The following is a 24629-nucleotide window of genomic DNA, read 5'->3' as shown; positions in this document are numbered from 1 at the left end:
CGAGAGATACAAGGCGCACAGCTTGCTCGCGCGAAAAGCGAAGCTTTTAAATTAAATAAAACAAATATCAGTTTTAATGTTCACTATAAAACTGATAGGTTATTATTACTGTTTTTATCAATGGTTACTTTTTCGTGGCAAATGAAGTTATACAAAAAATAATTGAGTATTTACATCAAAACACCGACATTGATGTAGTTTGGCTATATGGCTCCCATGCAAAAGGGACAGCTCAGCCTCATAGTGACATTGACTTAGCCATAGCATTTAAAAACTTTGATCTGGAATCGTTCGATAAGCGCCTTAGGCCAAAAGAGCTTGAGCTTGAAATAAGTAATGCACTTAATCTTAACGAACAACTTATTTCGATTGTTGATATAAATATTATTCCAAGTTATTTAGCTTTCAACGTTATTGAATATGGAAAAATAATTATAAGCAATAATAGTGTTAGAGCGATGAAAGAGCAGCAGCGTATATATAGCCAGTTCGAATTTGAAACCATAGCGAGTAAACATGACTGATACCGGAATTACACTTTATTTAAGTGAAGTAACACGCCATATTGACGAATATATGCAAGAACTCGACGAACTCAGTCAAATCGATTCACTTAATAGTAGAGACTACCGAGCTGCAGAGCGATTACTACAGTTAATGACCGAGGTGTGTATTGGTTTATCAAAGCATTGGCTAAAGCAGCACAAAAGTAGTACCAGTAGCAACGCCTATCAAACATTTAGCGAACTTACTAATTTAGGCTTTTTGAGCGAGGCAGAACTACTGTCATGGCGTAAAATTATAGGCTTACGAAATGCTCTTGTTCACGATTACTTAAATATTGACCAAAGTATCGTTAAAACAATCATTAAAAAGCAACACTACACAACTATGCACGCATTTAGTATTAAAGCGATTACAGAGCTAAACAAAGATTCATAGATAAAACCTCACCTACAATAATTAAACCACTGCACTGAACAAAACCGTAGGTGCGATTTTACATCGCGCTTTGGCTTTATAAAAACACCATGCGAGGTATAAAACCTCACCTACAATAATTCAAACACCTATTCGCCTCACACAATGAGGCGAATAACATGTGTAATTGCCTCATTAGGCAATTTTGTAACGTGTACTACGCCCACCTGCGGCGGTTTTTGTTAAAAATCCAAGCGTTTGCAAGTCCGATAAATGGCGTGTTGCGGTTGCACGGCTAACCTTAGCTACCTTTTGATACTGACTCGCGCTAATACCCTGTTCAAATTGGCCATCAAGTAACTTATTAAGCACTTTTACTTGCTGCCCACCTAGCTTTGTTTGATCTTTACTTGCCCAGTAATTGGTTTTAAAAATTGTTTGCTCAATATTATTAAGCGTATGGTGTATCGCATTATTAAGCGTACATAAAAACCACTTAATCCATTGGGTAATACAAAGATCTCCACGTTGAGTGGCTTCAAGCACCTCGTAATAGCTTTTTCTGTCTTCTAAAATAGCCACCGACATAGCGTAAAACCGAATTGACTCAGCATGTTCTTGCGCTAATGCCAGGTCGGTTATAAGGCGTGTAATACGCCCATTACCATCCTCAAGTGGATGTATTGTTACAAACCATAAGTGTGCGATAGCTGCCCGAATAAAAGGATCTATTTGAGGTTCGTTTTGCGTTTTGTTAAACCAGTTAAAAAATAGCGAAAGCTCTTTATTTACTCGCTCTTTAGGAGGCGCCGTAAAATGTAATACCGGTTTATCTAAGCGCCCCGACACCACTTGCATTGGCTCGTCACCACGCAATTGCCCGCCCTCAATTTTAGTAAATAAGCTTTGCTCACCTGCAAACAATAAGCGATGCCAATTAAGCACTCGCTCTAAATTAAGCGGTGAGTCTGTGTTATTTATTGCATCAAGCATAATCTCTGCAAGATTATCGCTTTGCACTGTTGTTGGGTAAGGTTGCTCATTAATATTGAGCTTTTTAGCAAGAGAAGAGCGAACCGAAAATGCATTAAGCTTTTCACCCTCAATCGCACTGGAGTGAATAATATTTGCAAGTAAGGTATCAAGGGCTTGCTGCTTTTGTTGAGCACTTTGCGCGCCCATACGCCCTACTAATAAACCTTGATTATATGAAAGCTCCCTTAGTAAAGGAGCAAGCGCTGCAGTATCCCACGTAAAGTTTGGCCAGTTTTGCTGTTGCCATATCCACATAGTCTTTAGTCCTAAAGGTAATTAGCCTCAGTCTATGTTATTTATTTGCCTCATGCAATGAGGCGAATAGAAGAGTTAATTGCCTCATTATTTTTAAGCGCTACATAGAACAATAATTCACTTTTCAATGGTAAAAACAATCCATTTTTAAGCGAGGTATAAAACCTCACCTACATTAATGTAAACACCACTCTTAACAAAAGCGTAGGTGCGATTGCATATCGCGCTTTGGCTTTTAAATAAGGCCAAGCTAAACACCTGTAGGCGCGAAGCTTGCTCGCGCAAAAAGCGAAGCTTTTAAATTACCTTACTATCGTTTAAGGCTCGCTGCACCACTTGATAGCAAATAGCACGCTGCTGCTCTTGATTTAAGCTAACTTGTCGCATTGAAAGGATAGTTTTAACTATTTGTTTATGAGAAACGATTGGAAAGATTGGTCTCTGCTTTAGTTCCACAAACCAACCAGGAAAGCATAAAACAGGTAAAACCGGAGTATTAAAACCGGTTGATTCATAAAGCCATTTATTCACCCAATTAGCTTGGTTTTGAGCTTGCTCTAACGGCTTACTTTCAAACCAAGAAGGAAATGCTAAATGGTTATTCTCAAATTTAACTTTGTAATTTGTATCGTCTTTTATTCGTTTATGTCTGCCTTTGGTTTCAATAGCAAATATTCCATTTGGCCCAACAACTAAATGGTCAATATTAAAACCATCTGCTTGTATATCATGAAATACCTGATAACCGTGTGACTGTAATTCTATAAGCTCTGAAGCAACTGCTAATTCTGCATCACGTCCTAGTTTTAGCTTTATTAAGTCGTTAGATTTAACCCAAAGCTTTCGTGCCACATACGTTAGCCCCAATGCAATCACGATAATTAAAAAGTAATTGAGCTTGCCGCTGGCAAACATTTCAGCAATTCCTTTCAAAGCAAAAGGCATGCTGACTATCAAAGCAGACAAAAAGACTAAGCCTATTACATCTAGAACTTTATCATTAACTTGTTCATTAAGTGTCTGCGCTGCAACACGTTTAAGCTTTTTACGATCTACAGGTAGTTTTGCATTCTTCTGATGAAGCCATATTTTGATAAACAAAACACCTAATAGTGAATAAACACTACCAATAACAAATAAAAGGCTTAAACCTTGGTTTAATAAATCATCCATGATGAGTTCCTATAATCACAATGTTTACTTTATACCTTAAAAACAGGTACATGTCGCATCATTCAAACCCTTACTACAAAGCCCACCTAAACACCTGTAGGCGCTCAGCTTGCTCGCGCGAAAAGTCGTAGGCGGGAGTTTACCTCGCGCTTTTAGTTTGTAATTTAATATACAAATATCGCGTTGGCGATGGCAACCAAAGGGCGTATACCGCCGACCGCCCCTTGGAACCGCACGGCGCCTCGAGGATCACACTATCTCCTCAATTTAAATTAATGATATGAACGTAACCAGCGTAGATAGGCCATCCATGGCCAAGCTACGCTTTTAACAGCATCCATGCTGTTAATTACTCATCATTAATTTAATTTCGGGTGTGATCACGGGGGGATGCCTTAGCTGTCGCGTTTAAGCTAAATTTGTCGATGTACTTAGAGTTAGGTATATTAAATCTATACATTTTTAAGCTGTTTAGTTGCTAACGGTTCAGTAGTTACCTGCGACGATAAACTACTATAAATTCGTTTAACCTCGCCTATAGGATCATGATAATTAAATACCCGCCCAGTAAAATGATTAGCAATGAGCGCCGATGCAATTAGCAGCACAAAAAATACAAACACCACGCGCAATTTTGTTTTAAACATCTTTATTGGCGCCCTTGCCACTGTGCTTCAAATAACTCTTTTTGCTTACCCCTATATTCGCTACACCATACAAAGTCGGCCGAATTCATCCCTTTCTTACGGCAACGTTTGGGCAACTTATAAAACTTTGACCAAGCATCAAGCTTGGCGGCATCTTTATAGCTATCGCTGTGCAAAGACATGTTTGACACTTTTTGATTGAGTAACCAATTGCTATTAGGCGTACGAGTTGCGGTAGAAGAAGTAGCCTGATAAGCACTACCACTCTTTTTAGGCTTACTGCAGTGATTAGCAAGTAAGGTAAATAGCGTTTTATCGCGCGCAGTTAAACGCTCACTTTCTTTATTACTGTAGCCACTTCTAAATTGAGACCGAATAGCTTCGCGCTGCTTTTTAATGCTATCGCATTGGGCTTCTGTGTAAGCCTCACCAGCTTGAGGAAAAGTTGTAAATACGCTAATAAATACCAGTAAAATCCACTTAATCATTATTCATTCCCTGAATTAAAACTTTAAAATAGTGTACCTATAAATGTGAAAAAACACATCAACATTACTAATCCAAAAAGCAAAATTAAAGCTATGGGTGGGAGTTCACCTTGTGTCTTGGTTTTTGTAAAGCACCCGCGAGGTATAAAACCTCACCCACAATAATTTAAACCACCACACTCAACAAAACCGTAGGTGCGATTTTACATCGCGCTTTCTCTTTAGTAACTAGCTCATTACCCCAATCAACGCTACAAAGCCCGCCTAAACACCTGTAGGCGCTCAGCTTGCTCGCGCGAAAAGCGAAGCTTTTAAATTGTAGGTGGGAGTTTATCTCGCGTTTTTTGAACTTAAGCAGTATTCTTATTCGGTACTTCAATGATATTCTAAGCAAATACATGATTGAAAGGACGCCTCATGATTCTAAAAGATAAAACCCTCATCAACAGCAACTCAGCTAAAATACAAGCAGGTCAAAAGCAAGAACTCGACGTTGCTTTTTATTTACGCCGCGCCTTTAAAGATCATAGTCAGGTATTTGTGTTTAACGATGTGAAATTTAAACACAATGGCGAAACCGCACAAATAGACCATCTAATCGCATACACCTATGGCTTTATTCTCATCGAATCTAAAAGCATTACAGGCGAAGTAACGATTAATGAACATCAAGAATGGAGTCGCAGTTATCGCGGCAACTGGCAAGGTATGCCATCGCCAATAAAACAGGTTGAATTACAACTAGAACTATTAAAAAGCCTAATGCGCGACAATGCACCAAACCTACTCACTAAATTATTTGGCAAACTGCAACAGGGGTTTGGTGGCAGAGAGTGGCATAGTATTTGTGCCATATCGAGCAACGCCATTATCAACCGAGAAAACACACCAAAAGCAATTGAAGATCGATTAGTTAAATCAGAATTTATAACTGATAAATTACTCGAAATAATGAAGCTTCCTGCGTCTAAACCTAATCCGCTTCATCTTTTTACAACGAACGTTCGACCGTGGTTCAGTGAAGAAACACTCGATAGAATTTGCCAGTTTATTTTAGAGCAAAATATATCACCTAACTTACAAGAGCCTTCATATGTATCTGCAAAGATAAGCGAATCAGAATCTTTTTACGATGAGGCTTTAATAGCGACTAAGCAAACCATTACTGAACAAGTAAAACCTAAAAGCGATCTAATCAAAGAGATAACATTAGCTTGTAAGCAATGTAATAGCTCGACCAATTTGCAGCCTCTTTCTGGGCGCTATGGCTACTTTGTAAAATGCGGTAATTGCAGTGCAAATACACCAATGAAATCACCATGCCCTGAGTGCTCAAGCACCAATACTAAAACAAGTAAACGTAAAGAAAATTACTCTTTAGTATGCAAAGATTGTCATACAAGTACGTCAATTAAATTTTAGTGCTCTATAAATGTAAAACTTGATATTTGAAATTTCGAGTACAGTTAAGCAAATAAAAGGAAGTAACATTATTTTTAAAATAATAATACTTCTTTACTTAAGCCCAATTCACTCATGATTGAATAGTATAATCATACCTTCTCATACTATTAGTCAATAGAATACCTGCTAATGCCCCCAAACCCATTGGTAGAAAAATTTTCTCGTTTCCTTTGGCAATATTAAATAAACCGAAAACAATAGCCCCCATAGCTGCACCAGTTATTTGTGAACTGTTTGGCTTTAAGCTTTTAATAGAAGAAACTAAATGCTCACAGTTAAAACTAAATAACTGATAATTTTTAGCTTCATTAACTAATTCGTATGCTCTTTTTAAAAAAGGTCCCCATTCTGACTCAGGCAAGCTACATGAAATTGCTTTAACAAGCTTTCCTTCTCCGTATTTAGCTAATGTACAGATCTCCATTCCTGATGGAGCAATATGCAAAACTGCATTTTCTCCGACAACCACGCCAGCATGTTGCACTAACAATTTACTACGGTACAAAATATCACCGACTTTTAGACTATTCATAATTATCTTTTCCTATATAATAAACGTAATTAAAATAACAAACCGACATCAAATACATTAAACGTATATTATGTCGATTTATGTAATTTAGCTCTTTTTACGAATAATGCAACTATTAATTTAGTTAAGGATATATTTATGGATAATAAATTAGCCTCTTTTTCATCTGTTATGGGTGTAGTCATCGCAAATAAGAGAAAAGGGTTAGGTATTGAACAATCCGATTTAGCTGATGCTCTAGGATTAACGCAAGCTAGTTACAGTAGATTAGAATCGGGTAAATCAACGTTCTCTGTTGATCAAATGTTTGGCTGTGCAAAAGCGATGCAAGTATGTGTTTCAGAGATAATCGATGCGGTTGAAAATACAATTAGAAGTTTAGAGAGTAGTAAAACAGTAACAGTAAAAGTTCCACCTAGAGGAAATGCAAGTAATGCTAAAAAAACTGATTCAGATCTAGGTGCATTTGTTGCTGGTGCAGCCTTAACAGCTTTAATCATAAGTCTCGCAGCGAAATCAAAATAATGTAGGTATTCATAAAACTCATGTTAAGTAGCATAAGATTAAAAGATTCGTGGCTGGGTAATATTAATTTATAGATTCTAATTTCTTATTCTTCATATTAATAGGCAGAGACTTCGAGTTTACTGCTGACACCCAGCTTGATCACGCGAAAAGCAAAGCTTTTAAATTGAATTTACTTATATCGCATTGGCGATGGCAACCAAAGGGCGGATACCGCCGATCGCCCCTTGGAACCCCACGGCGCCCCGAGGATCACACTATTTCCTCAATTTAAATAATGATATGAACGTAAACGCAATGAAACACATCCTTGTGTAAGCATCGCTTAACGCGCATCCATGCGCTGCTATTACTCATAATTAATTCAATTTCGGGTGTAATTACGGGGGAGTGGCCTAAGCAACAGCCTTCAATTCGATAATGAGTTAATGCTTGTTTACAATGTACTTTTTAGTAAACTAACCACTCGCAAACAGGGAGTGGTTTTAATGCAACACATTGGTATTTACAAGCAGTTAATTACTCCCAATTTTTACTGGTTAATTTACAAATTAACCTCTATGGGCTCGGGGAAAAGCAACTCTAGGTTTCTTTTATCTATTTTAAAAAGCGGTCCTTTTTCTGTAACTCGACCGGTTTCACCCGAACGTTTTATTAGATGATCCATTGTAATGACACCGGAGCATATTAGCGGTATTAGTTGGCTCAAAACAGGTGCCTTAGTATGCACAACTTTTTCTAATTGAAAAAATTCCTCGCCACTTTCTTTAAAACTCCTAGCTTGTACCCAAAATGTTTCAGAGTGTTTTTCAACTAAACGTCTTTTCAATAGTTTCGCTGGCCAAACAGCGACTAATTCCTCATTACGATACCATTCTTCAAGCTGGTCTTTTTGTTTGTTAAATATGAAATGTAGTCCTTGAGAATTTTGACGCTGAGTACTGACCGTACAATACAATTTAAAGTCCTCTTCTCTTTCATAGCCATATTTCTCCAAAATTTTTGCACTAGAGCCTTTAGCAAAATCTATTTCTTTGCACCCACAAGGGCTTAAATTCCAATCAGGAACTTGGGCAAATAAAGTTGTCCGATTTTTACCGCCTCTACCCGACTTAATTTCAATACCATGATAATCCGGATCTTTTGATGAATTTGCCTCGATACCAAGTAAAGCCTCTAATGTAAAACCAATTGCAGTATCACCACTTCGTAGTGCTTTAAAAGGTTTTATAGCTAATTCTTTTATCTTGGTAAGTAACTCTGCAGAATAAGAAAACTCTTTATTTATATAGCTTTTTATTAATTTATATACATGGCTATAAGGGTTCTGTAATTCATTTTCTAAATCAACTTGGCTAAGGTTAATGAGATGCGGGGCACCTTGGTAAATGATAATAGCAATTTGCTCACCAGCGGCGGCAAATTTGGGTAGTTGCCGATACCACATTCTCGGATCACCCTGCTTAGTTTTAGGGCGGTAAAAACTTCCAATAATTTCTTTTATTTCGTTCTGATTAACCAAATAACTAACTTCTTTCCTTATAACACCTTGCTCTTGTTGGAAGTAATAATGAAACTCCTCTAACTCGAAATGATCTCTTACAGACTGCGTTGCATCCAAAATAGATTTATTTAAACCTGTTTGTGTAGGCTCAAAAAGAGAAAACTCTACGCCTAACTTAGTCAAAGCAACTGTATTACTTCTCAGCAATAATTTTTGTTCTAACTGTAAATCACCGACCCGTTCTTGATCATAAACCTCATAATCCTTATCTGACATTTCAACTTCATTGTATTCAACAAAATTTGTTGAAATACTGGGTATGGGAATACCTTCTATTGCTTGCTTTTTTAACTCTTTTGAAACATCACGCCAACTAGAATAACCATATTTACGAGCAACAATTTCCAGTGCTCGTGCTTGGTTTAAACCATTATTATTTTTCTTTAAAAGCTTTGCTTCTTGCTTTAGTCGTTTTTCATTTATCATTTTCGATGGTCCAAAGATTTTGGAATTCACCGCAGCTAGAATAAATTTAGATTAATTGGGTGATGCTTAATGCTTTTCCTACAATCAGGATGGCGCTTCCCGCGCCGAAGATATGTGTAGTTAGAGTTATAAATTGATTTCAGTCCGAACACTGTAAACCTAGCTGCGAATTCACAACTTTATCTACAGAGAGGACACAAAGGGTCTTTACAGAAAGGAGGGCTACTCTCATAAGCCTTTAATTAAATTATACTTTTCTTGTTCCTAAGTCAATACATAAAATAGTTGATTCTTACCTGGACTTTTGACAGTGATTCCCGTAAAATCCGGTGGTTTTCATTTATTGTTGGATGTGTTTTGAATCATATAGAATTGTTTGCAGGCTGCGGTGGCTTAACATTAGGGCTAGAAAGTGTCGGCTTTGAAACTGTACTTGCTAATGAACTTTCGCCTATGGCAGCAGAAACTTTTGCTTATAATTTTTTTAAAGAGAATTTAGCGCAATTAGCTGAAGATGGATTAATGCCGAAAAATACGTTGTGGTTGAACAGTAACTATAAAGATTTAAAACCTAGATTAAGAGAAAATCCTTTTAGCTTCCCGGAGTTTGATAATAAGAATGGATTTTCTGACCTCCCATGTGATCTAAAAAGCATACAGAATAAGCTAATTGTCGGCAGCATTGTAGAGCTAAACAAACTGTTAACTACAAACTCAAAGTTATGCGATGAACTTCATAATTCATTCGGTAAAGGTGAATTAGATCTCGTTTCTGGTGGGCCACCATGCCAAAGTTTTAGTATGGCGGGCATGCGTAAAAAAGATTGTGATAAAAATACATTACCGTGGGAGTTCGCTACCTTCGTATCTTTAGTTCGGCCTAAAATTGCAATGCTCGAAAATGTAACGGGAATTTTACGTGCTTTTAAAGACGAAGCAGGAGAAAAATTCCATGCGTGGCATGAAGTTGCAAAAGTGTTTGCAACTAAAGGTTATATTCCTCTTTGTTTACACGTTAATGCTAAATATGCCGGAATAGCTCAAAACAGGCCTCGCTTTATTATGATTGCAATACGTGAGGACTATTTTGAAAAGCTTAAACATTTAAATGAAGCTGAAACAGAATTATTTGAGCAATCAATTACCTTTTTCAAAAAAGCTAAAAAGAGTATTAACACTGTAAAATTTGGTGATCTCCCCTATTTTGATATAACAAAAGCAGAGCACCATAAATTATTTAGAAATAGTTTTCTAAATTCCCTAATAGCAGATAGAACCGCATCAGTGAAAGATGCACTTGATGATTTAAAGTTGAGTCATCCCTCGAAACAGTCATCTTATATTAAACAGTTAAATACTCAATTTTCAGTTGTTTTAGGTAATGTTACCGAGCTTAAAAACCACGAACAAAGAGTAAACAGTGACATTGTAAGAAGACGATTTAGAATTTACCAAATATTACAAGATGTAAATGATAAGCAGGTCACAAAAGACGTATTTAATGTCCTCAAGAGAGGTGTAGCAGACCTTAGTAATGAAAGCGCAGCTGTGTTACTAGATAAAGAGTTCTTAAATCAGCAAAACCGATTAGTCAAATTTAATAGCAAGTTTGACCTAGTTAAATACCTATTAGAGCACCCAACCAAAAAGCAGACTCAAAAAGCTTTAATTGCAGATGCAGCTGCACCTGCCGCACTTTCAATACCAGATGATGCTTGTCATTACGATAAGAATGAACTTCGCGTTCTGACCGTTAGAGAAATGGCACGAATTCAATCATTTCCAGATCAATTCGAATTTCGTTCGAAAATAACAACTGGCGGTCAGATGCGTAAATTTGAAGTACCACAATATACCCAAGTAGGTAATGCTGTACCGCCATTATTAGGTGCAAAACTAGGAGTATGTTTAAATAATTTAATTAAACGTATTTATCCATAATAGAGCTATGCAGTACCCTGAGATACCTGCCATTGAGTATTTCGATTTGTAACTCTTTGGCTTTGGATAAGTTCACAGTGAATATTATTATTATTATCATACCCAATTGCTATTACATCACCTTCTTGAGCCGCCTCCATTACAGGCGAGCTTTGAAAATATAACCTATATTCTGCAGAACGATTTGGTTTACCTTCTCTGGCGTCATACCATGTTAGGTCTACTGAGTATGAATCACTACTCCCTCGAATTGAAAAAGTAGCTTTTGTAGTTAATCTGGTATGACCAAACATTTCTTTTAAAGGAGCAACTCCTTGAAATTCATGCTGATTTGAGCGTGCTTCATCCGCTTCCACGGCAGTTAATGTCTTTATACAAGATTTACTAAATTTAATTGGCTGTATTGCCATTTTTAGTCCCTTAAAATTACAAGTTAGTCGAATTAACTAACTTTCAGTTTTTTTAATATATTTTTCTAAACAAGACCCTAGCCTATATTCATAAACACCAATCGACCAACACACTCCAATTCCCCGTGATCACACCTGAAACTGAGTTAATGATGAGTAATTTACAGCATGGATGCTGTACAAAGCGTAGCTTGGCCATGGATGGCCTATCTACGCTGATTACGTTCACATCATTAACGTAAGTTGAAGATAAAGTGTGATCCTCGGGTGCGCCGTGGGATTCCAAAGGGCGGTCGGCGGCAGGCGGCCTTTGGTTGACATCGCCAACGCGATATAACCTCAAATAGAGGTTTTTTAATTCCTTAAATCCCACACCAAAACATCATTTATAAACGCCGCAAATTTAATCAACATTTAAAAGCTTCGCTTTTCGCGCTAGCAAGCTCTGCGCCTACAATCCAAAGCGCGAGATAAACTCCCGCCTACAAGTTAAAGCGCGATGTAAAATCGCGACTACATTCATAAACACCAATCTACCAACACACTCCAACTCCCCGTGATCACACCTGAAACTTAGTTAATAATGAGTAATTTACAGCATGGCGGAATTTTGTTCCCGACAAATTCCAAGTACCTAAATCCCTTTAGGCAATGCTGTACAAAGCGTAGCTTGGCCATGGATGGCCTACCTACGCTGGTTACGTTCACATCATTAACGTAAGTTGAAGATAAAGTGTGATCCTCGGGTGCGCCGTTGGATTCCAAAGGGCGGTCGGCGGCAGCCGCCCTTTGGTTGCCATCGCCAACGCGATATAACCTCGAATAGAAGTTATTTAACTTCGGAACCCGAAAACCAAAGCTCTATTAGTACATCAAACTTTATCAGCATTCAAAACGCTTCGCTTTTAGCGAGAGAAAACTTCAAGCTATGCAATATCGGTAAGTCAATTAACGTATCATACGTTGCATACTTGTAAAATTATTAAGGCACTCACTTGCTAAATAAACCGTCCAGCCCTGCGTTCTTAAAAGTTGAATCTGTTCTTTTTCGATCACTACTGCGAACTTTTTTCTCGGCCATGCTAAATCTATAGAAACAAAATCATCCCCATTTCTGACGCTAATACCTAACTCAGGTGTAGGTAAACTGTACTTTTTACACTTTAACAACAAGCCTTCGAGTGCTGAATCTGCATAATTCAATACCTCACGGTAATCACTGCAATCAAATTTATGCTGCTCTCTTCTAAGTTGATTTATAAGCAGGCGATCATCATGAAGTACATGCATATGGTCATGGTTAGGTTGCTTAGTATGGCAATCTGCGCACAGAGACTTTAAATTATTCAATGAATTATCTGTTTTTACGCCATTAATATGATGTGCATGTAAAAGTCGCTTGTATCTTGATAGCTCTACACCACATTGTTCACAAGTATAGTTTTGCTGTTCTCGATAACTTGAAGATATTTTGTCCCAGCCTTTAGTGTAGCTGCCAATCGTTTTTAATCGCGTGGGGTAATATTTGAAGCAAGAGCTGTAAGTATCAAACAACTCTGAAAGTCTGAGTTCTAAAAATACCTTTTCCTTTGCAACACCTTTAAGATCAGCATAACCTTTGTAGTTTAAAATCCTTAGGCAGTTTTTGCATACACCAAGCTCAGCTTTGCTTTCTATCCACTCTCCCCGGTAACTCTGTCGACCGACTACCGGATAGCTACCGCTAATATCATTAGTCACTTGGTAGCGATCAAAAAAACCTTTATTCCTCATATCCTCAATTGTGCTGCATTCTGCAACATGCAAACGTCGAGCCTCTGTTATCTTGCCATTTTTTATGACTTCTTCTATGTTGCTCCTTTGTTCTGGAATATAGAGCATTATTTGCCGCCCTTTGTAGGACAAAAGACTATTCGTGTTATCTATTTCAGAAAGTTGTAAATCTTCTCCTAATACCAAGCCCTCGCCTAACCCACTGTCTATTGCATTTAATTGAGCGAGGCTAGAATCGAGCTTAGTCTGCTTATTTGACGCCCCCATTCTTATCGCTGCAGATTGCAAAGCTTTGAAGTCTATTTCAATCTTCATTACTCTTGTGCCTCTAAAATACGTTTAATTTGTATATGGGCGTTTGTAATAGCTCTGAAACTCACACGTCTCGATTTCTCTGTATCTTCAATGCCCTGTTCCGTCATAATTAAGCGTGATGAAGAGAAGCCAACTGCTGCGATATTTCGTTTTATCCAGGGTGTTTCTTTTGGCACAAGTGAATATAAATAAGATAGAACAGATCGAGTTCTGCCTTGTGATAGCCTCATATTTTTGAAGTAGGCCTCTTCATCGCTACTATCCTTATTCCACTCACTACTGGTATGCCCCTCAATTCTCACTTCGTCAATTGAGCTTCTAAATGGTTTAAGTACCTTTAAATAGCGCGGAAAAAAATCATCAAGAATTCCTGCAAAAGCAGGTTTAATATCAATATCACCATTATCAAATAAAACATCTGGTGATTTAAAATTAAAAGCCAAAGTTTCCCTATCTATTTCAGCTCCCCATTTTTCTAAATCTTCATCAAACTCTTTTATCAAAGACTCATATATAGCGACTTGTTTCTCTTGGTAGGCAACAGCAATACTTTTAATTTTTTCATTTTCTTTCATTGTGTGGCGCATAAAAACAATGGCAATAAACAAAAACACCATCATCAGACCAGCCATTAAATCTGAAATAGATAACCAATGCTCACCACCTTCCTCTGGCTGCTTACGTTTACCAAAAATATGCTCCATTAAACCGTTGCTCCTTGTTCAACGACTTTTCTCATTTGTTGTGTTAGTACTTGATAATCTTCAGCAAATTTACCTGAAATTTGGCCTAAGGAATTAGCCATAAGCTGTAGTGCACGAGTTAGCTCTTCTTGCATTGATTGGTCAATCATTTTCAATTGGTGTTCTACAGTTTCATGTGTTTTAGTTAATTGTTGCTTAGCCGACTCTTCAATAGCTACAAAAGTACGCTGTGTTTGCTGCATTTGTTCTTGGCTAGCTTGCTCAATTACCCGTTTTATTTGGTCTCTTACTTCTGAGTTTGTTGACAAGAAAAGATCCCTAGCTTGCTTAGTATCTTGAGATAATTCACTGTTTGCATCTTTGAAAGTAGTGCTCATTGTGCGCGCTTCAACAACAACCTTCTCAATGAGATCTCTCATGTTATTATTTAAATCTGAAACAGTATCTGATATGTGCTGCTTCATCTTATCACTACCATCTGCTAAATAATCTGAGCTTGATTGCAAACTTTCATTTGTTCTTGAAGCATTATTGGTAAACTCAGTACTGGCTAAATCTAATGCTTTACCCATGTTTTCAGAACTATTTATTAGCTTATTACCTACTGCATCAATACCTTGCTCAGTAGTGTTCACAAATTTATCTAACAAAGCTTCTGAGCTAGTAATGTGCTTATTAATGTACTCATCAGAATGGGTTAATAAAGACGTATAATGTGTACTTGCTGCTTCTACTGCAGCACTGATATCTTTTACTGTATTCTCAACATGTTGTTGTATTTGAGGTACTGCTTCAACAGCTTTATCCCGCATTTGTTCGAATGCTTCTAAATGTCTTTCAAGCTCAGCTAATTGATGTTGGTTAACTTCCATAACTTCAGTTAAAGTATCCATTGACTGAGGAATAGACTTAGCATGCTCATTAATACTTGCCACTGATACTTCAGTTTTAACAATAGCTTCTACACCATGACTATATTGAGCTTTCATTTCCTCTAGTTGAATGCGGTAGTTTTCTTGCCACTCAACTAATTTAAAAACTGCCTCATTAAGCTTTTTAAAGTTTTCGCCAAATTGTTCGGTAAGTTTTTGATTAAAATCAGCTATTACATTATTTAAGGCTGCAATAATCTCTTCTGTTGCAGATTTAGATAACGTATCGGCAAAATCTTGTAATTTAATCCAAAGTTTGTCAGCAAATTCATCTTGTTTTTCAAGCTTCGTATTGAACTGTTCGACGCAAAGGTTATGTGCTTTTTCTGAATTATCATTTACATTCAAGCGCAATAACTTTAACTGGCTTAGAAGTGTACCTTCTTCACTACCAGTAATGGCTGCTTTTAGGTCACTAGTGGCATTTTTCTGAGCTTTTATTGCAGCTAAAATGTTTTCAGGCGTGGCCTCTTCATTACTTATTAGTTCTTCATTTATAAAAGTAGTTGTTTGTAATACCTTAAATACAATTGATAGCATCAAGCCAATGAGACTAGTTATAAATGCAGTTTTCAAACCTAGTAATAATTCAGTGATACTTTCATCTATCTTTGTATGATCAAAGTAGAACAAGCCAATTACAATACCTAAAAATGTACCGAATATACCTGCCGTTGTTAAAAGTGTCGGCACATAATTTACAAAAGGAGTATTATTATTTTTTTTTGCTTGATTATATCCAATACAAAAAATAAGAAATAACACAGCTGTAAAAATTAAAGTTAATACTCCGGTAGAAGATGAAATAAAAAACTGCAATACATTTGAAAACACTATCTTTAATCCTTTTTAGGCAAGTTAAATTATTTTATTAATAGAACACATTTAAAAGTTTTTATGTGTATGTATAGTTTGTGTTTATTAATAAACACCAGTCTACCAACACACTCCAAATCCCCGTGATCACACCCGAAAGTTATAAATTGATGAGTAATCGCTTGCATGGATGCAAGTTAAGCCGTGACATCGCCATGGATGGCGAATACACGGCGATTACGTTCACATCAATTTTTAACTTGAGGATACAGTGTGATCCTCGGGTGCGCCGTGGGATTCCAAAGGGCGGTCGGCGGCAGCCGCCCTTTGGTTGCCATCGCCAACGCGATATAACCTCGAATAGAGGTTATTTAACTCCTTAAATCCCTAACTGCACTATGTGAGAATCACGGCTAAAGCTTGTTGCTACAATACATGTTCGTATGATTTAAATTACATTGTCGCGCTAAAGCACGACCTACGTGTTAAAGCGCGAGGTAAACTCCCGCCTACAATCCAAAGCGCGATATAAAATCGCACCTACACATTAATTACACCGAAATTTAAAAGCTTCGCTTTTCGCGCGAGCAAGCTCTGCGCCTACAACCCAAAGCGCGAGATAAACTCCCGCCTACAGCACGAACTACAAATTCTGTATTACACGTCATACCTTGGCTTTTCTTCCGCCACTAAATCCAGCCCTGTACTTGGTTGCTGATATTTAAAACTAGCCGCTTCTTCAAAATAACCTTTCTTTACCCATAACTTTGCACTGTTAGCCTGTGCAACCTGATATGCCCAATTACTTACTGCAAGTGACTTATCTGAATCACAATAAAAGTAAGGTTGGAGTTTATTGGCAATTTCGGCTTTATATGTATCGAGGTTTTGTTCTAGCCAGCGGTCGCGGTGAGCGAATGCTGCAAGGTGGTCTCGCTTATTGTTATTACAATCAGCATGCGCAGCAACAAAGTTATGTGCTAAGTCGTTTGGATAACGCTTAAACGGGATAAAATGATCGATCTCTGGTGTTTTTTTAGTTTCTTTTTCGTTTTTTAGATTCATTGGCTTTTGGCAATAAAAGCAAAGCCCTTTTTGAATATCAATAAGCAGCGGCGCAACTACTTTTAAAGCAGTTCTATTAGTACCAAATAAAAACTCTTGTAGCTGGCTTTGCGATCCCAATAACGTTTGATTCGCTTTTATTGTTTGTACTTTTTCTACCCATTCAGTAACACTAAGATGCACAACCAAATCGTAAAAACGCCTAAAGCACTGAGCAATACCTACATTTAAAACAATTCGCTTTGGCTCCCTACCTTTACCTAAAAGTGTATGAGGATATAAAAAGCACTCTTCTTTTCCCGAAAGTAACTGCAAGCGCCAAAGAGGCCCATCAATAAATGTACGCCGTAATGAGCTTATTACTTTGCTGTATTGCTGATGATTTTTGAATGCGTTATAACTTTTAATTCCTGCATTTTGCAGCTTGAATATCTTGGTAATGAACTTTGCTTGGCCTAAGCTATTTTGCTTGAGTAACATATCTTCGGCATTGGTTATTATATCTGTTGTGCCCAATGCATATGGCACTGAATGATTCCAATACAGTTGAATAAACTTATCAACCAGAGTGTCGATTTCAATTTCCATTGGAGCTTCGGGATTACTATTTTTATGCTCTACACACACATCAGCAATTGCATGTAACAATGCATATTTATAAGTAGCTGTGAATTCACCTTCAACTAACATTCGCTGAATATATGCAATAAAGTCGAGCTGTTGCTGCATTGCTCCAATCATAAAACGTGTACTACTTTTATAAGCGCATTTAGCCATACTTCGCTTTCGCGCTCTGGTCGCTTGTCAACACTTTGCCATTGTTTAATAGCTTTTAACTGCGTTTGGCTAAGTAAGTGCGTTAAAGCATTTTCATTTAAATCGGTAAATTCACGCCCATTATGCACACGCTCTGTATCGCCATATTTAAACGATACATACAAAACGCCATTCGGTTTAAGCGCACGTTGTAGGTTTAAAAACACCTGCGGTAACTCAGCTTTTGGAACGTGTAATAAACTAGCGCAGCACCAAATACCGTCGTATTGATTTACACAATTTAGCTCTTGGAATGTTTTAACCGCTACAGGTTGTTGTAAGTAACTGCTTGCCAACTCTGCCAGCTCTTGGCTTGCATCAAACGCACTTACAGTAAAACCCTGCGCTTTAAAAAATGCGGCATCGCGCGCACTGCCACAACCGGCATCTAAAATACTCCCATGTTGTGCAACGTGCGGTAAAAACTCAGCATAAAGCGCCGACATATCAACGTTAAGTGTTGAGTCGCTAAAGGCTTTGGCATTTTGGTTGTAATAAGTAAGTGTGGTGTTTGACAAGAGACTCACCGCTCCTTGGCTAATCGTTTAACAGCTAAGACACTGTTAATACTGCATTCATTATTTGTTTAATCTACAGGAACAAGCGCATTAAATATAGGCTTAATAAGTAGAAATTTTTAAATTAATACGCCATTGTTATTAAGCACTGATGTTAAGTGATACATACGCAGTATAAAATTTAAAATGCAATACAAACGCCCTTCTATAAACACCGGCATACTAGGCGCTCTCATAATTACGGATGGTTTTTACATCTTTAAACAAACCCGCGCCGCTAAAATACAAAAGCTGGTTTATACTGTTGTAATAATGAGCAAAATAATAACTATGAGGCGTAATGAATAAATTAATTACCGTATTTTTATGTTTGCTGTTTACGGCTCCATTTAATGTATTTGCTTGTGAAAGAACCTTTAGCGTGGCATCGCACGATGCTTTTTGGCCGCCTTATGTAATGGGCATTAACGGTAAGCTGCAAGGCTTGGAGGTTGATGCACTCAATATTATATTTGCTGATTCCCCTTTTTGTTTTGAAGTTAAGTTGCTGCCAAATTCTAAGCGGGCTTTTATTGAGCTTAAATACGGCCGTATTGATTTAGGATGGGCTGCAAGTTATACAGATGAGCGCGCTAAATATGTGCACTTTAGTGATAACTACCGAACTGAAGTTATGCGTTTATACGAAAACAAAAATAATCAGCATAGCGTTAAAAACCTCGAAGACATTTTTAAACAAGGCTTTATTGTTGGCGCTAACTTTGGAAGCTACTACGGCGAGGAATTTGAGCAATATAAAACTAAATATAAAAAGCAGATTGAATACACCAGTGCAACCAGTAAACGCTTTGAAATGCTTAATAAACAACGTATTGATTTTGCTATTGAAGACGAGTTAGTGGGTGCTTATTTTGGCCAAAAGGGCTCAAATATAAAATTAGTAACCAACATTGAGTATGTAAATAAAGACGATATTTATTTAATGTTTAGCAAAAAAACGGTGTCGGTTACTGAGCTTGCAGTAATTAATGAGCATATAAACAAAAACAAAACAGCACTTAAAGCGCTGTTTAAATACTAGGAGTGTAATGAAAACTTTATTTTTAACATTTACTACACTGCTATTTACTCACTTTAATGCCCTTGCGTGTTCAAAAACATTAGTGATGGGCACTAACGAAACTAATTGGCCGCCTTATCTTGTAAAACAAGGTGATGCATTTTTAGGCACAGAAGTGGATGCTGTAAACGCTATCTTTAAAGATTCAAAATTTTGTATTAAATGGACTTATTTCCCGAGTTTTTCGCGTGTTCAAGCTGAGCTTAAAAATGGCCGAGTAGATATAACCTACGCGGCAAGTTACACAAAAAAACGCGCTCAATATGCGCACTTTAGTTTGCCCTACCGCGAAGAAGTTATGCATCTTTATAAACATAAAGATTCGCCTGATGTAACAAGCTTACCTGAGCTTTTTAGTAAGGAGTTTACAGCTGGTATTAACCGAGGAAGCTTTTTTGGTAACGAGCTTGAACAACTAAAAACTAAGTATTCAACACAGGTCGTGCTTACTGCCCAAGCAAATAATCGATTTAGCATGCTAGATAAAAAACGAATTGACTATGTTATTGAAGACTCTGTGGTTGCGCAGTACTTTGTAAAAAAACACCCCTCAATTACGCAGGTAAGGTCTATTACACCGATTAACGTTAACAATGTGCACTTTATGCTAAGTAAGGAGTCGCTAACACTTGATGACGTGGCGACCGTTAATCAATTAATTACTAAAAATGCAGCCGCTATAAAGTTAATTTATCAACCTGTGCATTAAAGCATGGGCAATAACTTAGCTCTTTGGATGCAACACTTCTTTAATATTACTGTCGGTGGTGCTTACATTCCCTGCTGTAAGTAAGCACCACCGCTCACGCTAAAAATAGTGGCTTAAAATTGAGAATTGCCGTTATTTTCGCTTGGTTATAAATTAGCTGCCTTTTATCTTTCATTCGTTGTGGCTGATCTGTATAATTCGCCAGCTAATTTACCCTATTGTCTGGTTCTTGTTTGTGGCGTTTTGCTGCAGCGTACTCCTGTCAGTACTAATCTAGGATTACCCTTTTTGATCTCCACCGCAAATATTACGATGCAGTTTGGCGCAGAGCCGTTGTTTGAAAACATTTCAGCTAAATTTGGTAACGGTAACCGTTACGGTTTAATTGGCGCTAACGGCTGCGGCAAGTCGACTTTCATGAAAATTTTAAGCGGTGCGCTTGTTCCAAGTGCGGGTAATGTATCTATTACTCCAGGGTTGAAATTAGGTAACCTAAGCCAAGATCAGTTTGCTTTTGAGCAATACAGCGTTGTAGACGCGGTAATTATGGGCGACGTGGAGCTTTGGAAAGTAAAGCAAGAGCGCGAACGTATTTACTCGTTACCAGAAATGAGCGAAGACGACGGCATGAAAGTAGCCGATCTTGAAAGCGTATTTGCTGAAATGGACGGTTACACGGCAGAAAGCCGTGCTGAAGAAATTTTGCTTGAAGCGGGTATCGATAAAGAATTTCATTACGGGTTAATGGCAAACGTTGCTCCAGGTTGGAAACTACGTGTGCTTTTAGCACAAGCGTTATTTGCAAATCCTGACATTTTGCTACTGGATGAGCCTACCAATAACTTGGATATTCATACAATTACGTGGCTTGCTAACGAGCTTAACAAACGTAAATGTACGATGATTATTATTTCGCATGACCGTCACTTTTTAAACTCGGTATGTACACACATGGCCGACATTGATTACGGCGAGCTGCGTATTTATCCTGGTAACTACGAGAAGTTCTTAGATGCTGCGGGCCTACAACGCGAGCAACTTTTAGCTGAAAATGCTAAAAAGAGTGCTGAAATTGACGAGCTACAAGACTTTGTTAACCGTTTTGGTGCTAACGCTTCAAAAGCTAAGCAAGCGAGTTCGCGTGCTAAAAAAATGGATAAAATTAAGCTTGATGAAGTTAAATCTTCAAGCCGTATGAGCCCATCACTTTCGTTTGACGAAGGTAAAAAAATGTATCGTCAAGCGCTTGAAGTTAATAAGCTTGGCCATGGTTTTGATGGCGAAACATTATTTACTGGTGGCGACTTACTACTAGAAGCTGGCGCTAAGCTTGCTGTAATTGGCGAAAATGGTGTGGGTAAAACTACATTTTTACGCTGTTTAGTAGACGAGCTTAAAAGTAATGAAGGCGAAATTAAATGGTCTGAAAATGCGACCTTTGGTTATTGCCCGCAAGACAGCACTAAAGATTTTGAAAACGATTTAACGTTGTTTGATTGGATGTCGCAATGGCGTACAGCTAAGCACAACGATTTAATGGTTCGTGGCATGTTAGGCCGTTTGTTGTTTACAGCAGACGATTCAAACAAAAAAGCGCGTAACTGTTCTGGTGGTGAAAAAAACCGCCTGTTATTTGGTAAGTTAATGATGCAAGACGTTAACGTGCTTGTAATGGACGAACCAACTAACCACATGGATATGGAAGCTATTGAAGCGCTTAACAATGCGCTTAAAGACTTTGAAGGTACGCTTATTTTTGTAAGCCATGACCGTGAGTTTGTATCGTCATTAGCTACGCGTATCATTGATATTAAAGATAAAAAAGTAATCGACTTCCAAGGTACGTTTGACGAATACCTAGCAAGTTGTGAAGAGAAAAAAGCGTAAACTTTTTCTAATTGCTTATAAAAACGGTGCTAAATTTAGCGCCGTTTTTTTATGTGTGGAATTTGAGTTTAACTATAAAATTAATTAATAAAGGCTTAAATAAATAATTCACTAAGAGGTTAAGAGACGATACGCTTTTAGAGTCAGTGATAAAATACTCGTTTCTGGCTTGGTTCTTCTCATTTACTCCTCTTTGGCTTCTCCTAGTGCAATAGTTTTTCAAGTAAATAATTCACTAATGGTGATATAAGACGCAGCGCTTTTAAAGTGAGTGATAAAATAAAAAAGCACTGTTTTTTTGACTTTATTTTTCTTAGTTACTGCTGCTTCGCTTTTCCTTATACAATTAATGGCTCTTATCGCAGAGCTAATTATTCACATTATTTTATTGGTAAATTCTGCATACATCACTGCTTTAAATCTAGTCATATTCTCCTGTAAGTCTTTGTCGCTTAATGCTAATGTTTATGGAGTGAGTTATTTAAAACTTTAATGGCTAAACCAAGAGGTAACTATGTCTAATTGGGTTGAAGCAACAGTAAAAAGCGTAACATGGTGGAGCGAAACGCTCTTTAGCTTAACCGTTAATGCTAATGTAGAGCCGTTTAAAGCAGGGCAATTTACAAAGCTTTCTATTATGGATGGCGACAAGCGTATTGCTCGGGCTTATTCATATGTGAATGCCCCTGAAAACCCCGATCTTGAATTTTACCTTATTAACGTTATTGACGGTTTGCTTTCTCCTCGTTTAGCTACATTACAACCTGGCGAAACCGTATTAATAGAACAACACGCAACTGGCTTTTTTACCCTTGATGAAATACCACAAAGCGATCAGCTTTGGATGTTAGGTACTGGCACTGCCATAGGGCCTTTTTTATCAATATTGCAACAGCCCGATGTGTGGAAAAAATACAAAAGCATAAACTTAGTGCATGGTGTACGTTTTAATAACGATTTAAGCTATCAGGCACTTATTAACGAGTTATTAAGAGTGTACCCAGAACAACTCAACTATATTCCGGTTGTAAGTAGAGAGGAGCCATTACAAGGCTTAAGTGGCCGGATTACTAACGCTATTGAGAGCAACGGCTTGTTTGAACATGTAAAATTAAATCCTGAGCCTAGTAACGCGCAATTTATGATTTGCGGAAATCCACAAATGGTAAAAGACACAACCGCGATACTTCTCGATAAAAACTTTACGCGTAACCGCCGCAAAGCACCCGGTAACATTACTGTAGAGCAGTACTGGTAGGCTACAGTGGTGGTATTAACTACCCGATAACGTTAAAATTTGCTATGTTGCACCCTTATACCAATATTATCAAAAATATGATCATTCTATCGCATTAAATAACTCACTAACTGCGTTAAAAATTATTCATATAGTGTAACTATATGTCACAATTTTCGCCTTGTTATTGTGCTATTTTCTTAACGTTATAATAGATCACTTATTTAATGTAATTGGTATTACACGTGTTTAGTGTTCATTTTAGGAAAGTTATGAAACCGTTATCTATTATTTTTGCCTCGTTAATTACCACCGTTGCGCTTATTACTTACGCCGCAGAACAAAGCGAGCCTGAGCAAAAAGAGCAGCAAGTTGAAGCTCAAGCAAACGCTGAAAAACCAAAAGTTGAAGATGAGCAATCAGTAACTCAAGCCAAAGCTGACGACAAAGTAAATACGCTTGAATACAAAGCACCTGAGCTTAAAAAGCCAACAATTGATGCGACTAAACCAGACGATTCAAAGGTATTGGGTAACGAGCAGATTAAACCTACTGAAAAACCTAAAAATAAAATAGAAAAAGCAGTGGCTGTAGCCGAAGCTGAAAAAGCAGTTACGCAAGCAAAAGAAGCGCTGACAGTTAAGCAACAAACTAAAGCTAAGCAATCGCGCGAATCACTTGCGGTAGTAGAGCAGTTAGTTAAAGCGTATAACGCGCGTAACATTGAAGAGTTTCTTCGGGTATATGCCGAAGATGTTGAGTTTTATATTTTCCCTAATGAGCTATTATTTAAAGGTAAAGAAAAACTAATAGAACGTTATGGGCTAATGTTTAAAAAGTTAAAGTGTATTCACTCATCACCAATTAAGCGCATAGTCCACGGTGATATAGTGATTGATCACGAACTATCAGAAACCTGCTCAACTGACGAAAAGGTAGTTGATAAACGCTCAGAACTTATTTCGAGTTACCAAATTAAAGATGGAAAAATAGTACGCGTACTGTTTTTTAGATAAAGGCTTTATATGCAAATAAATGACGACAAAAAAATTCGCTTAATGTATCGCATCGAGCCCGGTTGCCTTGGCCCTAAGGGTGCTGAGCATGTTGAAGATTTTTGTCGTTTTGCAAATAAACATATTAAGTCACCATTTTATGGCCAATTTGTATTTTTACCTCGTTACGATAAAACCATAGACGAGCGACAATATAGCGTTAACAGCCGTAATTTATCTCTTGTGCAGGCTCGAGCTTACTTAAAGCACTTTGATATTAATATTGAAGAATTTGAAGAACAACTCGATGAGCTCCTCACCAAAGCGATTGATTTATACTTTAAGCGATAGCGTTTAATTG

At 37.6% G+C, this 24629-nt stretch carries 23 protein-coding genes; 11 read left to right on the top strand and 12 right to left on the bottom strand.

The window, feature by feature from the left end:
* Window positions 1-134 precede the first annotated feature (134 nt).
* Window positions 135-524 (top strand): type VII toxin-antitoxin system MntA family adenylyltransferase antitoxin, encoded by a 390-nt coding sequence (gene mntA, locus CXF64_RS15730; RefSeq protein ID WP_002962075.1) that lies wholly within the window; start codon window positions 135-137, stop codon window positions 522-524.
* Window positions 517-942 (top strand): type VII toxin-antitoxin system HepT family RNase toxin, encoded by a 426-nt coding sequence (hepT, locus tag CXF64_RS15725; protein ID WP_002962076.1) that lies wholly within the window; start codon window positions 517-519, stop codon window positions 940-942. Before mntA ends, hepT begins: the two co-directional genes overlap by 8 nt.
* A gap of 174 nt (window positions 943-1116) precedes the next feature.
* Here hepT and CXF64_RS15720 read toward each other — a convergent pair whose 3' ends face one another.
* The 4 genes from CXF64_RS15720 to CXF64_RS15705 all read right to left on the bottom strand — a co-directional run bounded on the left by CXF64_RS15720 (window position 1117) and on the right by CXF64_RS15705 (window position 4519).
* A complete protein-coding gene (locus CXF64_RS15720; RefSeq protein ID WP_101217477.1) occupies window positions 1117-2211 on the bottom strand; it encodes a Fic family protein in 1095 nt (364 codons plus the stop codon).
* A gap of 297 nt (window positions 2212-2508) precedes the next feature.
* Window positions 2509-3384 carry a nuclease-related domain-containing protein gene (locus tag CXF64_RS15715; protein ID WP_101217476.1) on the bottom strand — a complete coding sequence of 292 codons (876 nt, stop codon included), beginning with the start codon at window positions 3382-3384 and terminating at the stop codon, window positions 2509-2511.
* Window positions 3385-3836: 452 nt separating this feature from the next.
* Window positions 3837-4031: a hypothetical protein gene (locus tag CXF64_RS15710; protein ID WP_232783808.1), complete on the bottom strand. Its 195-nt coding sequence runs from the start codon at window positions 4029-4031 to the stop codon at window positions 3837-3839.
* 2 nt (window positions 4032-4033) lie between these two features.
* Window positions 4034-4519, bottom strand: coding sequence for a hypothetical protein (locus CXF64_RS15705; protein WP_101217475.1), 486 nt, complete (start codon window positions 4517-4519; stop codon window positions 4034-4036).
* A gap of 417 nt (window positions 4520-4936) precedes the next feature.
* Between CXF64_RS15705 and CXF64_RS15700 the strand changes: the two genes are divergently transcribed.
* Window positions 4937-5941: a nuclease-related domain-containing protein gene (locus tag CXF64_RS15700; RefSeq protein ID WP_101217474.1), complete on the top strand. Its 1005-nt coding sequence runs from the start codon at window positions 4937-4939 to the stop codon at window positions 5939-5941.
* 112 nt (window positions 5942-6053) lie between these two features.
* Here the strand turns inward: CXF64_RS15700 and CXF64_RS15695 are convergent, their stop codons facing one another.
* Window positions 6054-6515: a hypothetical protein gene (locus tag CXF64_RS15695; protein ID WP_101217473.1), complete on the bottom strand. Its 462-nt coding sequence runs from the start codon at window positions 6513-6515 to the stop codon at window positions 6054-6056.
* Between the two features lie 138 nt (window positions 6516-6653).
* Here CXF64_RS15695 and CXF64_RS15690 point away from each other — a divergent pair, with 138 nt between their 5' ends.
* Entirely contained in the window at window positions 6654-7040 is a 387-nt protein-coding gene (locus CXF64_RS15690; RefSeq protein ID WP_101217472.1) for a helix-turn-helix domain-containing protein, read from the top strand.
* A 544-nt stretch (window positions 7041-7584) separates the two neighbouring features.
* Here the strand turns inward: CXF64_RS15690 and CXF64_RS15685 are convergent.
* Complete coding sequence (locus CXF64_RS15685) at window positions 7585-9030, bottom strand: MvaI/BcnI family restriction endonuclease (RefSeq protein ID WP_101217471.1); 1446 nt, start codon at window positions 9028-9030, stop codon at window positions 7585-7587.
* A gap of 357 nt (window positions 9031-9387) precedes the next feature.
* On the opposite strand from CXF64_RS15685, the gene CXF64_RS15680 reads away from it, so the two are divergent.
* Entirely contained in the window at window positions 9388-10971 is a 1584-nt protein-coding gene (locus CXF64_RS15680; protein WP_101217470.1) for a DNA cytosine methyltransferase, read from the top strand.
* Between the two features lie 5 nt (window positions 10972-10976).
* Here CXF64_RS15680 and CXF64_RS15675 read toward each other — a convergent pair whose 3' ends face one another.
* The 6 genes from CXF64_RS15675 to CXF64_RS15650 all read right to left on the bottom strand — a co-directional run bounded on the left by CXF64_RS15675 (window position 10977) and on the right by CXF64_RS15650 (window position 18320).
* Window positions 10977-11381 (bottom strand): type II restriction endonuclease, encoded by a 405-nt coding sequence (locus CXF64_RS15675; protein ID WP_101217469.1) that lies wholly within the window; start codon window positions 11379-11381, stop codon window positions 10977-10979.
* Window positions 11382-12329: 948 nt separating this feature from the next.
* On the bottom strand, window positions 12330-13469 hold the full coding sequence (locus CXF64_RS20845) for an HNH endonuclease (RefSeq protein WP_198551147.1): 1140 nt from the start codon (window positions 13467-13469) through the stop codon (window positions 12330-12332).
* Window positions 13469-14173, bottom strand: coding sequence for an OmpA family protein (locus CXF64_RS15665; protein ID WP_101217468.1), 705 nt, complete (start codon window positions 14171-14173; stop codon window positions 13469-13471). Before CXF64_RS15665 ends, CXF64_RS20845 begins: the two co-directional genes overlap by 1 nt.
* Window positions 14173-15939: a MotA/TolQ/ExbB proton channel family protein gene (locus tag CXF64_RS15660; RefSeq protein ID WP_101217467.1), complete on the bottom strand. Its 1767-nt coding sequence runs from the start codon at window positions 15937-15939 to the stop codon at window positions 14173-14175. The genes CXF64_RS15665 and CXF64_RS15660 overlap by 1 nt, the downstream gene beginning before the upstream one ends.
* Before the next feature lie 639 nt (window positions 15940-16578).
* Window positions 16579-17763 carry an HNH endonuclease gene (locus CXF64_RS15655; protein ID WP_232783807.1) on the bottom strand — a complete coding sequence of 395 codons (1185 nt, stop codon included), beginning with the start codon at window positions 17761-17763 and terminating at the stop codon, window positions 16579-16581.
* On the bottom strand, window positions 17724-18320 hold the full coding sequence (locus CXF64_RS15650; protein ID WP_101217466.1) for a class I SAM-dependent methyltransferase: 597 nt from the start codon (window positions 18318-18320) through the stop codon (window positions 17724-17726). The genes CXF64_RS15655 and CXF64_RS15650 overlap by 40 nt, the downstream gene beginning before the upstream one ends.
* A 340-nt stretch (window positions 18321-18660) precedes the next feature.
* On the opposite strand from CXF64_RS15650, the gene CXF64_RS15645 reads away from it, so the two are divergent.
* The 6 genes from CXF64_RS15645 to CXF64_RS15620 all read left to right on the top strand — a co-directional run bounded on the left by CXF64_RS15645 (window position 18661) and on the right by CXF64_RS15620 (window position 24619).
* Window positions 18661-19401 (top strand): substrate-binding periplasmic protein, encoded by a 741-nt coding sequence (locus tag CXF64_RS15645; RefSeq protein ID WP_101217465.1) that lies wholly within the window; start codon window positions 18661-18663, stop codon window positions 19399-19401.
* 7 nt (window positions 19402-19408) lie between these two features.
* Entirely contained in the window at window positions 19409-20149 is a 741-nt protein-coding gene (locus CXF64_RS15640) for a substrate-binding periplasmic protein (RefSeq protein ID WP_101217464.1), read from the top strand.
* A gap of 288 nt (window positions 20150-20437) precedes the next feature.
* On the top strand, window positions 20438-22036 hold the full coding sequence (locus tag CXF64_RS15635; RefSeq protein WP_010555514.1) for an ABC-F family ATPase: 1599 nt from the start codon (window positions 20438-20440) through the stop codon (window positions 22034-22036).
* Window positions 22037-22550: 514 nt separating this feature from the next.
* The gene (locus tag CXF64_RS15630) at window positions 22551-23294 is read left to right on the top strand and encodes a ferredoxin--NADP reductase (RefSeq protein WP_101217463.1); all 744 of its coding nucleotides are present in this window, start codon (window positions 22551-22553) and stop codon (window positions 23292-23294) included.
* A 251-nt stretch (window positions 23295-23545) separates the two neighbouring features.
* Window positions 23546-24289 (top strand): nuclear transport factor 2 family protein, encoded by a 744-nt coding sequence (locus tag CXF64_RS15625; RefSeq protein ID WP_101164394.1) that lies wholly within the window; start codon window positions 23546-23548, stop codon window positions 24287-24289.
* A gap of 9 nt (window positions 24290-24298) precedes the next feature.
* On the top strand, window positions 24299-24619 hold the full coding sequence (locus tag CXF64_RS15620) for a hypothetical protein (RefSeq protein WP_007583509.1): 321 nt from the start codon (window positions 24299-24301) through the stop codon (window positions 24617-24619).
* The last annotated feature ends 10 nt before the right edge of the window (window positions 24620-24629 follow it).

The organism is Pseudoalteromonas sp. GutCa3 (assembly GCF_002836155.1).
Classification (GTDB): Bacteria; Pseudomonadota; Gammaproteobacteria; order Enterobacterales; family Alteromonadaceae; genus Pseudoalteromonas; species Pseudoalteromonas arctica.
The sequence above is the reverse complement of the archived record's forward strand: the minus strand, read 5'-3'. Positions and strand labels throughout refer to the sequence as shown.

What these genes read in the sequence shown, in the direction of transcription:
- CXF64_RS15640 (WP_101217464.1), top strand. Translation starts at nt 19,409, where the DNA reads ATGAAAACTTTATTTTTAACATTTACTACACTGCTATTTACTCACTTT.
- CXF64_RS15695 (WP_101217473.1), bottom strand. Translation starts at nt 6,515, where the DNA reads ATGAATAGTCTAAAAGTCGGTGATATTTTGTACCGTAGTAAATTGTTA.
- CXF64_RS15700 (WP_101217474.1), top strand. Translation starts at nt 4,937, where the DNA reads ATGATTCTAAAAGATAAAACCCTCATCAACAGCAACTCAGCTAAAATA.
- CXF64_RS15710 (WP_232783808.1), bottom strand. Translation starts at nt 4,031, where the DNA reads ATGTTTAAAACAAAATTGCGCGTGGTGTTTGTATTTTTTGTGCTGCTA.
- CXF64_RS15625 (WP_101164394.1), top strand. Translation starts at nt 23,546, where the DNA reads ATGAAACCGTTATCTATTATTTTTGCCTCGTTAATTACCACCGTTGCG.
- CXF64_RS15675 (WP_101217469.1), bottom strand. Translation starts at nt 11,381, where the DNA reads ATGGCAATACAGCCAATTAAATTTAGTAAATCTTGTATAAAGACATTA.
- CXF64_RS20845 (WP_198551147.1), bottom strand. Translation starts at nt 13,469, where the DNA reads ATGAAGATTGAAATAGACTTCAAAGCTTTGCAATCTGCAGCGATAAGA.
- CXF64_RS15655 (WP_232783807.1), bottom strand. Translation starts at nt 17,763, where the DNA reads ATGGCTAAATGCGCTTATAAAAGTAGTACACGTTTTATGATTGGAGCA.
- CXF64_RS15685 (WP_101217471.1), bottom strand. Translation starts at nt 9,030, where the DNA reads ATGATAAATGAAAAACGACTAAAGCAAGAAGCAAAGCTTTTAAAGAAA.
- CXF64_RS15645 (WP_101217465.1), top strand. Translation starts at nt 18,661, where the DNA reads ATGAATAAATTAATTACCGTATTTTTATGTTTGCTGTTTACGGCTCCA.
- CXF64_RS15720 (WP_101217477.1), bottom strand. Translation starts at nt 2,211, where the DNA reads ATGTGGATATGGCAACAGCAAAACTGGCCAAACTTTACGTGGGATACT.
- CXF64_RS15705 (WP_101217475.1), bottom strand. Translation starts at nt 4,519, where the DNA reads ATGATTAAGTGGATTTTACTGGTATTTATTAGCGTATTTACAACTTTT.
- CXF64_RS15620 (WP_007583509.1), top strand. Translation starts at nt 24,299, where the DNA reads ATGCAAATAAATGACGACAAAAAAATTCGCTTAATGTATCGCATCGAG.
- hepT (WP_002962076.1), top strand. Translation starts at nt 517, where the DNA reads ATGACTGATACCGGAATTACACTTTATTTAAGTGAAGTAACACGCCAT.
- CXF64_RS15715 (WP_101217476.1), bottom strand. Translation starts at nt 3,384, where the DNA reads ATGGATGATTTATTAAACCAAGGTTTAAGCCTTTTATTTGTTATTGGT.
- CXF64_RS15630 (WP_101217463.1), top strand. Translation starts at nt 22,551, where the DNA reads ATGTCTAATTGGGTTGAAGCAACAGTAAAAAGCGTAACATGGTGGAGC.
- CXF64_RS15690 (WP_101217472.1), top strand. Translation starts at nt 6,654, where the DNA reads ATGGATAATAAATTAGCCTCTTTTTCATCTGTTATGGGTGTAGTCATC.
- CXF64_RS15665 (WP_101217468.1), bottom strand. Translation starts at nt 14,173, where the DNA reads ATGGAGCATATTTTTGGTAAACGTAAGCAGCCAGAGGAAGGTGGTGAG.